General features: G+C 44.4%; 14 protein-coding genes and 1 rRNA gene. 14 read left to right on the top strand and 1 reads right to left on the bottom strand.

Features of this window, described 5'->3' with window-relative positions:
- Positions 1-5 precede the first annotated feature (5 nt).
- From BN8899_RS03605 to BN8899_RS03575, 7 genes are all read left to right on the top strand, one after another.
- Entirely contained in the window at positions 6-1670 is a 1665-nt protein-coding gene (locus BN8899_RS03605) for a RagB/SusD family nutrient uptake outer membrane protein (protein WP_065218345.1), read from the top strand.
- A 1-nt stretch (position 1671) separates the two neighbouring features.
- Entirely contained in the window at positions 1672-2829 is a 1158-nt protein-coding gene (locus BN8899_RS03600) for a hypothetical protein (RefSeq protein WP_148375259.1), read from the top strand.
- Positions 2830-2853: 24 nt separating this feature from the next.
- The gene (locus tag BN8899_RS03595; RefSeq protein WP_065218343.1) at positions 2854-3759 is read left to right on the top strand and encodes a S1 family peptidase; all 906 of its coding nucleotides are present in this window, start codon (positions 2854-2856) and stop codon (positions 3757-3759) included.
- Between the two features lie 11 nt (positions 3760-3770).
- A complete protein-coding gene (locus tag BN8899_RS03590; RefSeq protein ID WP_065218342.1) occupies positions 3771-4586 on the top strand; it encodes a GLPGLI family protein in 816 nt (271 codons plus the stop codon).
- Between the two features lie 18 nt (positions 4587-4604).
- Positions 4605-8297 carry an insulinase family protein gene (locus tag BN8899_RS03585; RefSeq protein WP_065218341.1) on the top strand — a complete coding sequence of 1231 codons (3693 nt, stop codon included), beginning with the start codon at positions 4605-4607 and terminating at the stop codon, positions 8295-8297.
- 24 nt (positions 8298-8321) lie between these two features.
- Positions 8322-8732 (top strand): carbohydrate-binding module family 20 domain-containing protein, encoded by a 411-nt coding sequence (locus tag BN8899_RS03580; RefSeq protein ID WP_065218340.1) that lies wholly within the window; start codon positions 8322-8324, stop codon positions 8730-8732.
- 431 nt (positions 8733-9163) lie between these two features.
- Positions 9164-9607, top strand: a complete 444-nt coding sequence (locus tag BN8899_RS03575) for a LytR/AlgR family response regulator transcription factor (RefSeq protein WP_065218339.1) — start codon at positions 9164-9166, stop codon at positions 9605-9607.
- Between the two features lie 64 nt (positions 9608-9671).
- On the opposite strand, the gene BN8899_RS03570 is transcribed toward BN8899_RS03575, so the two are convergent.
- Positions 9672-10532: an Rpn family recombination-promoting nuclease/putative transposase gene (locus tag BN8899_RS03570; RefSeq protein ID WP_065218338.1), complete on the bottom strand. Its 861-nt coding sequence runs from the start codon at positions 10530-10532 to the stop codon at positions 9672-9674.
- Between the two features lie 206 nt (positions 10533-10738).
- Between BN8899_RS03570 and BN8899_RS20615 the strand changes: the two genes are divergently transcribed.
- From BN8899_RS20615 to BN8899_RS03535, 7 genes are all read left to right on the top strand, one after another.
- Positions 10739-11002 (top strand): hypothetical protein, encoded by a 264-nt coding sequence (locus BN8899_RS20615; protein ID WP_148375257.1) that lies wholly within the window; start codon positions 10739-10741, stop codon positions 11000-11002.
- Positions 11002-11628, top strand: coding sequence for a DUF6266 family protein (locus tag BN8899_RS03565; RefSeq protein WP_065218337.1), 627 nt, complete (start codon positions 11002-11004; stop codon positions 11626-11628). The genes BN8899_RS20615 and BN8899_RS03565 overlap by 1 nt, the downstream gene beginning before the upstream one ends.
- Positions 11625-12011 carry a 3TM-type holin gene (locus tag BN8899_RS03560; protein ID WP_065218336.1) on the top strand — a complete coding sequence of 129 codons (387 nt, stop codon included), beginning with the start codon at positions 11625-11627 and terminating at the stop codon, positions 12009-12011. Before BN8899_RS03565 ends, BN8899_RS03560 begins: the two co-directional genes overlap by 4 nt.
- A gap of 15 nt (positions 12012-12026) precedes the next feature.
- A complete protein-coding gene (locus BN8899_RS03555) occupies positions 12027-12632 on the top strand; it encodes an N-acetylmuramoyl-L-alanine amidase (protein WP_065218335.1) in 606 nt (201 codons plus the stop codon).
- Positions 12633-12665: 33 nt separating this feature from the next.
- Positions 12666-13304, top strand: a complete 639-nt coding sequence (locus tag BN8899_RS03550) for a DUF6266 family protein (protein WP_065218334.1) — start codon at positions 12666-12668, stop codon at positions 13302-13304.
- 76 nt (positions 13305-13380) lie between these two features.
- A complete protein-coding gene (locus BN8899_RS03545) occupies positions 13381-14196 on the top strand; it encodes an ATP-binding protein (RefSeq protein ID WP_187376741.1) in 816 nt (271 codons plus the stop codon).
- A 485-nt stretch (positions 14197-14681) separates the two neighbouring features.
- Positions 14682-14806 (top strand): 16S ribosomal RNA (locus tag BN8899_RS03535); the annotation flags it as partial.

The following is a 14806-nucleotide window of genomic DNA, read 5'->3' as shown; positions in this document are numbered from 1 at the left end:
GAATTATGAAAAAAGTAATTTTGTATATTAAACTGCTTGTTTTATGCCTTGCGAATTTTTCTTGTGGCAATTTTTTGAATGAATATTCTCAGACTGCAGCTTATATAGAAACAGTGGACGATTTGGATGAACTGCTGATTGCGGAAGGTTATTTGGGACGAGAATATGGAGATGAGTCTGAATTTACTCTTTTGCATATCTTGGCAGATGAATCTCAAGAGGCAGTAACACAGCCTTACGGGGGAGGTGGCGCTGCTGCCGGAGGTGGTAATTTACCGTGGAAAACTATGCGTGGTTTATATGTTTGGGCGGAAGATCCGTTTGTCGCTTATGATGGTAGTACGCGAAGTGATGTGGTTTGGGCAAATTGTTATGCACGTATTTCCGGAGTGAACACGATTCTGGACGATGGACAAGCTTTCGTGGGGAACGAGAAAACGGACGCCCAATTGAATCGAATTTTCGGGGAGTGTTATTTTTTACGCGCCTGGAATTATTTTATGTTGGCAAATATTTACGGGTTGCCTTACAATAAAGATAATCTAAATGATGGGGGAAGTATACCTCTTAAGCTAAATCCTGAAATTGAGGACACAAAGTTTTCGCGTGATAATACGGGTGATGTGTATGATCAAATAGTTGCAGACTTGAAAAATTCCGTATCCTATTTAAATCGCGGAGAGAAGGCGTCTTCGAATTTGCATGCTTCTGTAGCTGCCGCTTGGGCATTGTTAAGCCGGGTATATCTTTACATGGAAGAGTATGAATTGTGTGAACAAGCGGCAGATAGCGTGGAAGGATACGGGTTGTATAATTTTGGTTCCTACTCGATTGGAAGCGGAAATACCTTTTTGACAACGAATTGTTCGGAGGTTATTTTTGCACAAGGAATTTCCGGGATAGAATCTGTTCATGAATCTACCACTAGAGGCAGTGGTCCTAACGTGGTAAGTGAAGGAAAATCGTTTTGCGTGGGCGATGAGTTAGAGAATCTGTTTTTTACGCGAGATGATTCCGATAATCGAATTAGTAATGATTTAAGAGCCAGTGTGTTCTTTACCGTTTCTTATTTTGTTGCGACAGAACAAGGGGGAAAACCTGCCCATCCTGGCTTTTTAGTCTGTCGTAAATATCGTACTGTACTTGACTACACGGAATACGATCCGCTTACACGTAATCGGATCACGAGTGTCGTGAATGGAACTGAACTGAACGAAGTGGGGTCTATTCGTTATGCTGAGGTCGTGTTGAATAAAGCGGAGGCGCAGGCTTGCAGGGATAGAGTGAATGAAGCTCGTGTGATGATGTCCAATTTTCTCGCGACCAGATATTCGGAAGTTCCGGATATGCCTACAGACAAAGCGGATTTGATCGAGTTTATCCGCCAAGAACGGTACAAGGAACTTTGTTTTGAAGGTCATCGTTGGTTTGACTTGCGGCGTTACGCTGTGAATAAAGCACATCGTCAAACGACTTCAATTAGACATGAATATCATGTGCAAATAACTCAAGAATCATTCCCTATCGAGGGGAACTATGTGTTGGAGGCGTATAATGATCAAACAAAGGGAGTGTGGATGCTTCCTTTGCCAGATGAGATGATCGATTATTGTTATCCAATAATGACAAGTTATGATAGGAAAAATGGTGTAACTAGAAATGTATATTGATATGAGAAATAAATTATGGTTATTTATTTTAGGAGTTGTATTTTTCTCAGCTTGTGAGAAAGAAGAAACATTGGCTCCCACGAATATGAAAAATTGGAATACCATTGAATATAGAGATGGAATGGACGAAGTGGATACGAAAATCTATCATCTTTACGATAATACCGGTATTGCCGTATTTTATAATGATACGCTTGGGAGGGAAGATCGCGGTTACCGTAATGTTAACGGTGATACGATTTGGTATTACGAGGTTCTGCAAGTGGGTTTCGATATGACAGAAGGAGAAAATGAGCGAAGAACCCAGTGGAGTCGGGTGAACGTGAGTTCGACCGCAAGTAAACGGGAGTTGTTGCCTATCTTGGAGTGGATGGAAGATGCATTTCAGGTTTTGGATGCAGAGAAAATGAATATTCCAGCTATATTGATTGTAGATTCTCTATTTCAGACCGAATCCGCTCACTCTTCCGATTACGTGCAAAAGAGAATAATTAAAGGGTTCAGTTATATTGCTGTGTCTAAACTTGCATTTAGTGAAGATCCGGAGGTATTGAGCGAGTACACGAAAACTTTGGTGAACGTGATTTGTGCTTCCCAGTTGAGTCGCCTTGCGCAAAATTTTTACAATATGCTTGAAATGTTTATGGGAATTGATGAACCTTGGGGACAAAATTACACACGTCGTCAAAATAGTTCGGTAAGTGCCATAGCCCCGGAGTATTATAGTTTGGCAACTTCTATTTATTCTATTGAAAATAGTTTTGAAGCTGATTCTGCGAGTTTGCAAGGAACGATCGATATGCTCAAAGGTTGGGGGTGGACTTCGCCTGATATGTGGGAACCATACGAAAAGCGATTAGCAGAGTTGATCGCGAATAAAAACAGGGTGCCAGAAATGAAGGAGGAGTTGGAAGAAATGCGTCCGGAAAAATGGGGTCTTATAGATACGGAATACGCGACTAGTGGGGGATCTAGCGTGATGATGAGGGTTTGGTCAAAAGAAGAGGATTTGCAAATTTTCTGGGACGAGTTGTTGACAGCCACGAAAGAAGATTTTTATGAACGTTATGGTAAATATCCCAACGTGACCGCCCGTTATGAATCTTTACGAAATAGCGTGATTGAATTAGGTGTGGATTTAGATGTTTTATTTGAATAGAAGGAATTATTTAAAATTCAAATCATGCGTTTTTGGATGTTTTTGATTCTTTTATGTTTAGGAGTATTCAATACCGAAGGTCAAGGTATTGAATACCCTGACTATGAATTTTTAAAAGAAGGATTGAATAAACAAGTGACTGCTTTTTTGGAGAAGAATGATAGCAATCGCATCAATTCGGTGCGAGAAAAGATTCTTTCCACGATGCATGCAGACGGCAAGGTACATACTGATGTCAAGTTACCTAAATCCCGGAAAAAAACATTAACGGGAGAAGATATTTATCGCTTATGTAAAGAGAGTTCCATGGTATATTGCAAAGCGGTTTGGAATGGAAAAAGCAAACAGGTGGAAACATCTGTATTGGCTACGGCAATTGTCTTGACCGAAGATGGTATTTGTGTGACGAATTATCATGTGTTGGCTGAAATAATTCTTTCAGGAGCGATGCAATTTTATTGGGCGAATGATTTGTTACGTTTTTTGGTGGATGCGAAGGGAAACGTATTTCCGGTAAAGGAGGTGTTAGCTTGTGATGCAGCTGCGGACATGGCTATATTTCGGGTGGATGTCGGGGATAAACGATTGAAACCGATTCCTCTAGGGCAGCCTGCACGGGAAGGCGCCCGGGTATATTGCTTGGCTCACCCGCACGGGAAGTTGTTTTTCATGACAGAAGGTATCGTGAATCGAAATGTAACGGAAAGGCGTTCCGAATTTAACGGTCGTCCCGTGGCTGTGATGCAGATTTCTGCTGAATACGCAGTTGGATCTAGTGGAGGTCCGATCATTGATGAACGGGGAAATTTAGTCGGGATGGTTAGTCGTACGGAAACATTGTATGGGGATCAAGAAGCGCAACGAAATTATCAGATGACACTTAAAAGTACCGTTCCCGTGAAGACAATTCGGGAGAAGTTCGAACGTTAATGTAGATTAATATGAAGAAATTATTGTTGTTCGTATTTATTGTAGGGTATGTTGCGGAAATTGTGCAGGCACAGGACTCGATAAACTATGGGGTGCGGTATCGGTTGCATTACTTGTATGATAAAGTTTACCATCGCGTATATAAAGAAGACAGGGTGACGCTTATCGCCCCGTCGGGAAGTGTTTACCGGAGTTATTATCATATGGGGATCGTGCGTTCGAAAGGCAAGAACCATCCGAAACCTAAAAATTGGTACGGTTCTTATGACTCGACCTTGATTTACAAATGTACACCTGACCAGGTGATTTGTTTTCCGCAAACGGGAATGGTATATGAAACGTATCGGGTGTTTCAAGAAAATTTTGTTTGTCGAGACACGATAAATATAACGTGGAAAATTCAAGATGCAACCAGACGAATCGGAGGTTATACCTGTCGGCAGGCTATTGGTTGGTATGCCGGTCGGAATTACACGGTATGGTTTACGGAAGAATTGCCTTATACCGGAGGACCTTGGAAATTAGTCGGTTTGCCGGGAGTGATTTTGGAAGCAGAGGATGGATCGGGCGAGATTCGTTTCTCATTTACGGAAATAGTGACGTTGTTACCCGAAGAAAAACAGCTTCTCTGTTTACCTCAAAATCACTCGTCGTTAGATGTGAAAAAATTCCAGTTGTTGAAAAGATTATTTGCCGAAACGACCATGAGTTTTATAAATGAGTCGGGCGTCGCTTACAAAAAAGGAGTAAATGACGGAGAACCAGATGGATATCCCATGGAAGGAGTGGACGGCTTGTGGATTACCAATCCGATGGAATTGAAATAACGATTAAAAAGTAAAAAAATGAAAATAGGTTTATTGTTGTGTTACATATTTGTAACGAATCTTTGCTTGGGAGAGGAGTGGTTAGGAAAGCGTTGTCCTAATTTTTCGTATCCTGATGTGAACGGGAAACTGGTTTCATTAAAGGATTTCAAGGGAAAGTATGTTTTTATTGATATTTGGGGTACGTGGTGTATGCCTTGTCAACATGAAGTGCCTTATATGCAAGTATTGGAAGAAGAATTTGAGAAAGATAATATCGTATTCGTGAGCATTGCTCACGAGAAAGACAAGACCGGTGACAAATGGCGGAAACAAGTGCAAGAAATGGGTATGAAAGGGGTTCAGTTATTGGCAACCGACCATTCGTTTGTGGATCAACTGAGTATCAAGGGGTATCCCACTTTCTTGTTGATTGATCCGCGGGGGAGAATAATGAACCTTAATTTTCCGCATCGTCCCTCCTCGTTAGAATGTCGTAATTATTTATTGAAGTTGTTACGTGATGTTGATGGAGAGAATTTGGATCAACGGGTAACGTTGAATCCCGAGATCAAGAAAAATGTTTTGAGTAACGGTTTGACGTATTATCTTGCCCGTAATACTTCTGGGGGACGTGTTAGTTTTTATTTGATCAGAAATGCGGGAGCCTTAATGGAAAGTGATGCCCAAAATGGATTGGCTCATTTTTTGGAACACATGGCATTTAATGGGACAACTCATTTTCCCGGGACAACGCTGAATGACGTGCTGAAAAGGAATGGAATACGCTCTTTTAATGCTTACACGGGGCAAAATGAAACCGTGTATCACATAGCAAATGTGCCGGCTCGAAATAAGACAGTGATAGACACGTGTTTGTTAGTTTTGCATGATTGGATTAGTGAATTGACCTTAGACCCGATGGAGGTCGATGCAGAGCGTGGCGTGATCGTGGAGGAGTTACGTTCCCGACGTGATGCGACAGCCCGATTGCGAGAGCAATACCTACCCGTGCTATACGGGGAAAATTCACAATACGTGAAACGAAACATCGGAGGAGATCCCGAACTCATCAAAACGTTTCCGGTAAAAGAATTACAGAATTTTTACCATGATTGGTATCGCACGGACTTGACAGCGGTGGCAGTTATCGGCGATATTGATATAGACGAAATGGAAGTGCGAATTAAAGAGTTATTCGGGGATGTTTCTGCCGTGAAGAATCCCAAACCTCGTCCTTTTTACAAGATAGAGAGCCCTTATAAAAGCAAATATGTGTTGGCAACCGATCGAGAAGTCGAGCGAACGGTAATTTATCAATATCGTTATGCTTACCAGCCGGACAGCGATGATCCTTATGCCTACAAAAATGTACGTCAAGAGTTGATCGAGGAATTAACATGCGGAATGTTGGCTGACCGTATGAAAGAAGCAAGCCACGAGCGTGATATCCCGTTTTTCCAAGGTCAAATGTCGAATGGAAGAATAGAACGAGGGTTCGATTCTTACGTGTTGAGTATAATACCCAAGAGTGCGGAAGAAGAGGGGCTCGCTCTCGAATATATCTTGACGATGAACGAGCAGGCAGTGCGTTATGGCTTCATAAATAGTGAATTGGAGCGACAGAAAAAAAATGTATTGCGTTCTTTGGATTTGGCTAAAGGTAATCAACATTTAACCACGCACCAAAGTATCGCTTCCGAGATACAAAATAATTTTTTGAACAAGAGCGGAATGTTTGATTTTGACTCTTATTATCAGGCTGTACAAAAAATATTACCGACAATATCAGTTGCGGATACTTGGAGTACGTTGAAAAGATGGAATCGTTTGAGCGGGGATGTCATCGTAATCACGGGTCCATTGGGAGCGACTCATTTGTCGGAAAGTGAAGTAATGGAAATCAAAAAACGAGTGAGTCAAAAAGAACTCACGGCTTACGTGGATGTCACTTCTGATGAGTCATTTCTAGATGAGTCGAAACTGAAAGGTTCGCCTATAGTTAAAGAAAATAGGCATCCAGAATTGCATGCTGTGGAGTGGCTTTTGGGCAATGGGGCAAAAGTGGTGTTCAGTTTTTCACCAGTAGAGCCGGACGATATTTCATTATATGCTTTTAGTGCGGGGGGAAGTTCTTTGTATGAAGGGGATATGTTACCAGCTTCTCGGGAGGGGGTAACTTTTACATCGCGACGTTTTGGTTTAGGTAATTTTACCAAAGAGGAACTTGAAAGAAAGAATAGAGGAAAAAACGTGGTGATGACAGCTTCCGTCGGTGAGTTGGAAGAATCTATTAGTGGGGCATCTAGTGTTGCAGATTTTGAACGGTTGATGCAAATGGTGTACTTGTGGTTTGTAGAACCTCGTTTTGACGAAGGAGAGTTACAAGATATATTGAAAATGAATCGTGAACGGTTGAAGACGAAAGGGAAAGCACCCAAAGAAGCCATGGCGGATTCTTTGAAATTGCTAGAATCGAATTACAGTTCTCGGGTTCGTTTTTTGGACGAGGAATATTTATCGTTGTTGACTTTGGATAGGATAGAGAAAATCGTGCGAGAACGTTTTAGTAATGCTGCTGATTTTATCTTCTGTTTTAGTGGAAACATACCGGAAAGTGAGATGAAAATTTTGGTCGAGAAGTATATAGGGTCAATTGGCTCCTCTAAAAAGCGGGAAAATTGGAAAGATACTGGAGTGCGTCCTCCTCGTGGAGTGCTTGAGAAAGAAATTCAAATACCCATGCAAGATAAAATAGCAACCGTGGCATTGGAATATCATAAGACGATGATGTACACGTGGGAGGATAATTTGAAGATGGAAATTTTAAGTAAAATTTTAGGAGAACGATTAACTCGGGTCATTCGCGAAGAGGAATCTGCCACGTATGCGGTTAATTGCCTGGGTATAGGTAATAACAAGCCTTACGGGCATTTCAAGTTTAACACGATTTTTGACTGTGCCCCGGATCGGGCTAAAGAATTGAGAAAGATCGTGTTTCGGGAAATTGAACGCGTGAGAAAAGCAGGCATCACTGAAGATGAATTGAAAAACGTGGTTGTTGATATGGTCGAGAATCAGCAAGCATCGCGGCAACCTCGTCAATTTTATAATTTGGGGAATGTGCTTTACTTGCACCGTTATTATACAACGGGTATTGATGATGCTAATCCGGATAATTACGAAAAGATCGTGGAAAAGATTCAAGTTGAGGATATTTGGGATTTTGCCAATCGATTTTTTGAAGAAGCGGATTTATTGGATGTGACGTTTATTCCAGCATCTCAAGAAGAATCTGTTACGGTGCTTGATATCGGGGAAAATGTTCCGAACGAGGAAGTGATTGAAAATATAGCCTCCTTTTTTTCCGGGGAAATGATCCTGGTAGATTCATGGGGGACGTGGTGTGGCTCGTGTTTTTCAGCAATGAACGATATGAAGCCGTTGAAAAAAGAATTGAAAGAAGCCGGAATCAATTATGTTTACGTGTATATGGCTGACGAATCTTCTCCGTTAGAAAAATGGCAGGAGGCGATAAAGACAATACCTGGTCACCACATCCGTTTGACAGCAGGGCAATTTGATTATATCCGAAAAGTTTATAAAATTCCTGGAGCTCCGGGATTCTTGATTATCAATCGCCAAGGAGAGGTCGTGTGGCATTCGGTAGCTGGATTTCCCGGGATTGACGAAATGAAAAAAGCAATGATTGCAGCTTGGGAAAAAAAATAATAGTAAATTAAAAAACAAGAAAACATGAAAAAGCAAGGTTATTTATTTTTATTGTGTGTAATTAGTTTAGTTTTTATGTCATTTGTTACCCGAACGAAAAATGTTTCTAACGAGGAATCCGTGAAAGTTGTTTTTTCCGTGAAACATGAATTGTCCGAAGGTGAATATTTCTTGATTACAGGGGAAGATGACGTACTTGGAAAATGGAATGTCCCAGAAGGTATTTTGCTGACCAAATCACCTTTAATGTGGTGTACAATCGTAGATTTACCGAGAGGTAGCAAACGTAAGTTAAGGCTCGTTATAGTGAATGACAAGAAGGAAGCTTTGTGTATACAAAATGGAGATGATTTGGAATTACAGGTACCGACAGATCAGGATAACTTGTTATACGAGATGGCATGGCAAGAGGATAAAACCATAAAATTAAGATGAAACGATAAATGTATTAAAGGTCGTTGGGGTATATCCTGTAAATAGCTTTAAAACAATGGCATGTTTCAATGCGTGTTGTGGCATTGTACATGCCATTGTTGGGGTGATGCAAATTGATATTCTATATGCAGATTTTTACGCGTAATTTCTCGAAAGAGATCATTTAATTTTTTATCGGAGAAACTATCCTATCTTTATAGATAGGATATTAATTGCGAATGATGAAGTCACTTTTTTAGTCAGCGTATGGTGGATGGTTATAACCCGTTCTGTTTACAGACTTGTCAAGTTCGCTTGTTGAGGTTTAGTGAAGATTTGAACGAGTGTTTGGTTGCTATTGTACATGCAAGAAAGGTGTCCCCCTGTTTTTTGTAAAATTGTAAATATACCTGCCGGGAGGCTTGTTTCCTGGGACATAATATTAAAAGATTATGACACAGAAACAAAATAACATAGAGATAGAAAATAGCCTCCCGGCAGAACCTGCCGCCGTGGTAAGTGATCGTTTGATGAACGATCGGATTTTTGTTTGGAGTAATGACTCGTACCGCTTGGTCTTGTTCTCGGGTATCGCCTGGTTGCAGGCGGATCGGGCTTATTGTTACATTCATTTCAAGGATGGTACCAAAATCATCGTGATTCACCCGTTGCAGAAAGTGCTGGCGGCACTTCCTCCCGAGCGATTCGCCCGGGTTCACCGTGGTTACGCCGTCTGCCTGGACCTCGTGGACCGGGTGATCGGCAACACGATTTACATCGGCAAGCAGGATTTCCCGGTGAGTTCCGCTTACCGTGACGACTTTCACTCCCGTTTCCGGTTCCTCGGCAAAGTGAAAGGATTGCATAAATCCCGCTCCTTTAAAAATAATAAATAAACATAAATAACTTATCCCGGGAAACATCCTCCCGGAATAGGTTCGCGATTCGGGTTTATTGAAACTATATTGCCTCGATTTCTTCCAAGGATAGCCCGGTCATTTGGGCGATGGCTTCCGGGGTCATGCCAAATGATTTCATGTTACGAGCGATCGTCCTTTTTTCTTCTTCTTTCCCTTCTTCTCTTCCTTCTTTCCTTCCACGGGCCAACCCTCTCTGCTCGGCACTGTAGAACAGTGTTTTCTCGGTACTGATGCTATCCCAGAATTTCTCGTAGCCGAGGAGTTGCGCCGGTGTGAACGCCGCCTCCTCGATCGCCTTGACAGCTTTGTTGACCTCGGGGTTGGCTAACAACTCCTCGGGCACGGACACGGTGCGTTCGTCAATCTCGGTAAGGAACCGTAACCAGAGGACCTGCATTTTTTTCTCCGCGTACGTGTGTGGGGTGAACTTGGGCAGTTCCACGAAGACGAGTTGCAACCCGTCGATGACTTTGTTGGAATCCTTGTCGTGCACGAGCTTGTAGTGGTGGTAGTATCCCTTCATCGCCGGCTCGAAAATCTCGTTCACGAGGTTGAGAGAGTAAACGGGTTGCAGCAGGTGGTAATTTTCCCCGCTCCCGATTTGCCGCACGTAGGCTTTGGAGGCGTTGAACAATACCCTGTACTTGAATTCCTGCGACCAGATCATTTGCATCTCGACGATGAATTGCCTTCCCCGTTTGTCCTTGCACCGCACGTCGACGATGCTGTTTTTTTTCCACGGGTTATCGGGCACCATCTCGGCGGGGAGGTACTCGATGTCCGTGACCTCTTGCCCGGGAGCGAGAGGAAGCAGGGCGTTGAGTAAACTCATCACCAGGTCGGGATGTTCCCCGAACACGCGTTTGAATGGCAGGTCTGCCTTGGGATCCAAGTATTTCATGGTGTCATTTTATTTATTAGTCATTCAACAATCACAAAGTTAGTGATTAGAATTGAATTTTACAAGTGTCGGTAACGCGCCGCGAAAAGGGATTGTTCGGTCGGTAGAAAGAGGCAACGGGTCAGTTGACGTGGTGGACGGGATAAAATAGTTGTATTGAGGGTTATACCAGTTTACTTTTGTCGTGTAATCAAAAATTAAACGCTATGGATTTATTACTTGAAACGGTTCGGGAGCGAGAGGGCTTCCCGGGAAGAACAAGGCGAAAGCGGGTCGAGAAAAGGGTGAGGACGGGCTACAACTCCAGTACAACGCTTACACGTCGGCTGGATAACACCTGGCGGGACAATCGCAGTACGGTTTTTATCGAAATCGTGTTCCCGTGGAGAGGCTCCATCTCTCCCTTTTGCAGGGCTGACCGCGGCGGGAAGCGGGTAAAAACAATTTATTCACTTAAAAATGTAGGGTGATGGCAGAAGTATGCAGTATTTTCAAGGTTAAGGGACGAATAGGCAACACGATTTTTAGCGAGCGGAACGGCAAGACTTACGCCTGGTCGGTGCCGGCGGCGGTGAAAAACCCGAACACGGAGAAGCAGCAGGCGGTCCGCAACCGCTTCCGGGTGGCTGTCCGATTTTACCAGCGATTGAAGGAAACGCCCCTGGAAAAGGTGTGGCAACGTTCAGGGAGAAACGTAAAACTCACGGGTTTTGCCCTGTTCATGAGGGTAAATTTGAGGATGTTCGACCACCGGGGAAAAATCGTCGATCACGAGGGGCTGCGCTTGTCGACGGGGAACCGGGACGGGGAGTATGATTTGTCGGCTTCCGTGGACGAGCGGGATCGGGTTACCCTTCGTTGGGCGGAGTCGGTCGATAGCGCGTACCTGGACCAGGATGACCGCTTGATGGTCGTGCTGTTACATGACGACCGCGCTTTCTCGCCGGAGGTGGTCGAAGGAGTGCAAGCCAGGCGGGGGGACGGGACGGCGACTTTCGCGTTGCACCGGAAGGAAGGGGTGCCGGTACACGTGTATTGCTTTTTCGTGTCGCCCTCGTTTTCCGCGTTCTCGGACTCACAACATTTACTGGTATGAGCGAGAGGGTGAAACCGGTAACGGGTATCGCGGGAGCCATCGGTGAGGTGGTGGACCGCCTGACGCTCCCGTCACGGGAGAAAAAGAGATTGGAAACGGATTTGCTCCGGCTCATCGCCGAGAGCGAGCGGCAACGCCTGGAAAGGCAGGCTGCCGTGATCGGGGAGGAAGCCCGGGGCAACTGGCTGCAACGCTCGTGGCGACCGCTCGTGATGTTGACGTTTGCCGTGATTATTCTCGCCGGAACGTTTACCAGCCTGCCGATCCTGGCGGAAACTTCCCGCTTCTGGGATTTGCTGGAAATCGGCTTGGGCGGCTACGTGGTGGGAAGGAGCGGCGAAAAGGTCGCGGGGACGATTTTGAAATTGATGGTCAGGAAATAATTTTAATTTTTTATCATGGATATATTAAATCATCGTCTAGTGGACTGCCAGGCGGTTCACCTGACTTGCTCGAAGAATACCCGGGCACTCGAAAAGCCGGACACGATTGTCCTGCACTACACGGCGGGCAGAAGTGTTTTATCCTCCGCGTTTTATCTTTGTCGTCCGGACGTGGCGGCATCCGCTCATCTCGTGATCGGGCGTGCCGGGGAGATCATTCAACTCGTCCCGTTCAATATTGAGGCGTGGCATGCCGGGCGGAGTTTTTACCGGGGACGGGTGGAGTTCAATCATTTCTCGATCGGCGTGGAGCTCGATAATCTCGGGCGATTGCAGCGTGACGGGGCGCGTTTTTTCGCCGAGTGTGGCGCGGAGGTGATGCCCTCGGACGTTTACGCAGATGACTCGGGCGGAAAAATCAGCTACTGGCACAAGTACACGGACAGGCAAGCGTGCGCCTTGCGTGATGTGTGCCGGATGTTGGCAAGGGAGTATTCGATAGCCCATGTCCTGTGCCATTCCGATATCACTCCCCGGAAGATCGACCCGGGACCGGCGTTGGAAGGGGCGCTTCGGGAGATCGGGTGCTTAAACATACAATCGCTAATTTCAAATCTTTAATTTTCAATTTTCAACTTTTAATTTTCAATTATCATGGCAGAATTTAATTCTTATTTGTTAGGAAAAGCGAAAAGATCGGTGGGTAACATCACGTTGTGTTACACGAGAAGAAAGAATATCGCCAAGGCGAAGGTGTTTTCCCGCAAGGATAACCCGACGCCGGAGATCCTTGACCAGCGGGCGAGGATGAAAACCCTCGTGTCCTTGTCACAAAAGATGATACCTGTGATCCGGAAAGGGTTCGCGGGTATCGGGCACGGGACGACCTCGAACGCGTTCGTGGCGCGAAACATGGGAGCGGTTATCGTGGACGAGAAACACGCGGGAACGGTAGATTTTGACTTGTTGAAGGTGGCGGCGGGGATGCTTTACCCGCCCAAGGTGGCGGTCGCGTATAACGCGGAGAGCCAGAAATACGTCTTCGAGCAGGAGATGCAAGAGGTGGAAGATGGATTCGCCTTGCAGGATGATAAGGTGTACGGGGTGCTTTACGAGACGGAGCTGGAGCGGACGAGGCTAGTCACCTTGCGGGATCGAGGCGAAAGTGGTAGCACGACTTACGCGTTACCGGAGGACTGGAATAACGAGAACGTGAAGGCGTATTGCTTCGCCACGTCGAAAAACGGGCGACAAGCCTCGGATAGTAGAGCCTTGACGATAGGGGAATCCTAAATTGATGAGATATTTTAGACTATCTGTTTTAGATTATCTAAAATAGATAGTCTAAAACAGATAGTGAAAAGATATTTTGAAAGGGTTGCGTCCCTTGATCGGGTATGATGCGTTGACGGGCGAGCCTCAAGTGCAAATTGTGTACCATACGCCACAAGAGAGAGAAAACACGTTGAAGGGGCTTTTGGATTTTTTGGACATGCAAAATGTGCCGATAGTTTTGGCTATTGATGAATTTCAGCAGATAGCGGAATACCCGGAGAAGAACATGGAAGCCTTGCTACGGACTTGCATGCAGCAACTCAACAATATCCGTTTTATTTTTAGTGGTAGTCGGAGAACTCTTATACTGGAAATGTTCTCGAGCGCGAATAGACCCTTTTTTGCCAGTACACAGTATTTGACCGTGGATAAAATAGATCGGGAAGTGTATGCCTCCTTTATAATTCATTTGTTTGAAAACTATGGCAAGGAGATTGAACGGGAAGCCGTTTATGAAATATTGGATTGGAGTAATGTACATACCTTTTACACGCAGAGTTTGTGTAATCGGGTGTTTGCCATGGATGAATTTTCCGTAACCGCGGAACACGTGAGGATGGCTTGTTCTGATTTGTTGGAACGTAACGAGCCCGCTTTTCTACAATATCGTCAATTGTTGACACCTATACAATGGAATTTTTTGATAGCCGTGGCTAAAGAGCGGGAGGTGAGGCAAATTTCCGCGCAAGGTTTTGTCGGGAAATACAATATTGGAACTCCGGCAAATGCCCGAAGATTAGTGAAAGCATTGGTTGATAAAGAATTGTTGCTGGAATCAGTGGATAAGAAGGGGATTGGTTATCGGGTTTATGACGTGTTTTTGTCCCGTTGGCTGGAACGGGAGTATTAATCCGTGGCAATACTTTGAGGTGTTTGGGGGCGTGTCTTGTTATTTTTAAATATTTGTTTTCTAGTGTCTTGTAAAAAAGTTCAAAAAAAGGTGGTAAAAAATTTGGAAAAGGTGATTTTCTGCTATTATCTTTGCACCCGCAAAACCGAAAGGGGCGCGAGTGATAGAAGATGTCGAGTGGCGGTTTTAGCGGAGTTCTTGAGATGTTTGAAGAGGTAAATCGAGGGGTGGAATTTATTATTAACGATCCCGCTCGAAAAAAGTTTGAAAAAACTTTGGAAAAGATTTGGAAGGGAAGGGAAAAACGATTTATCTTTGCATCCGCTTTCGCCACTAGAAATGGCGGCAGTGAAGACGAGAAAAAGAAGAGTTCTTTAACAATATTGACGTGAAAAAGAAACAACGTAGCGAGCGTGAATCGACCGACGTGATGTCGGGATTCATACACATGACCCTGCCAGATATAAATTTCTGAATAATATTTTACAATGAAGAGTTTGATCCTGGCTCAGGATGAACGCTAGCGACAGGCTTAACACATGCAAGTCGAGGGGCAGCATGAGGTAGCAATACCTTGATGGCGACCGGCGCACGGGTGAGTAACACGTGT

The sequence above is a fragment of the Butyricimonas sp. Marseille-P2440 genome (assembly GCF_900091675.1).
GTDB classification, from domain to species: Bacteria; Bacteroidota; Bacteroidia; order Bacteroidales; family Marinifilaceae; genus Butyricimonas; species Butyricimonas synergistica.
The sequence above is the reverse complement of the archived record's forward strand: the minus strand, read 5'-3'. Positions and strand labels throughout refer to the sequence as shown.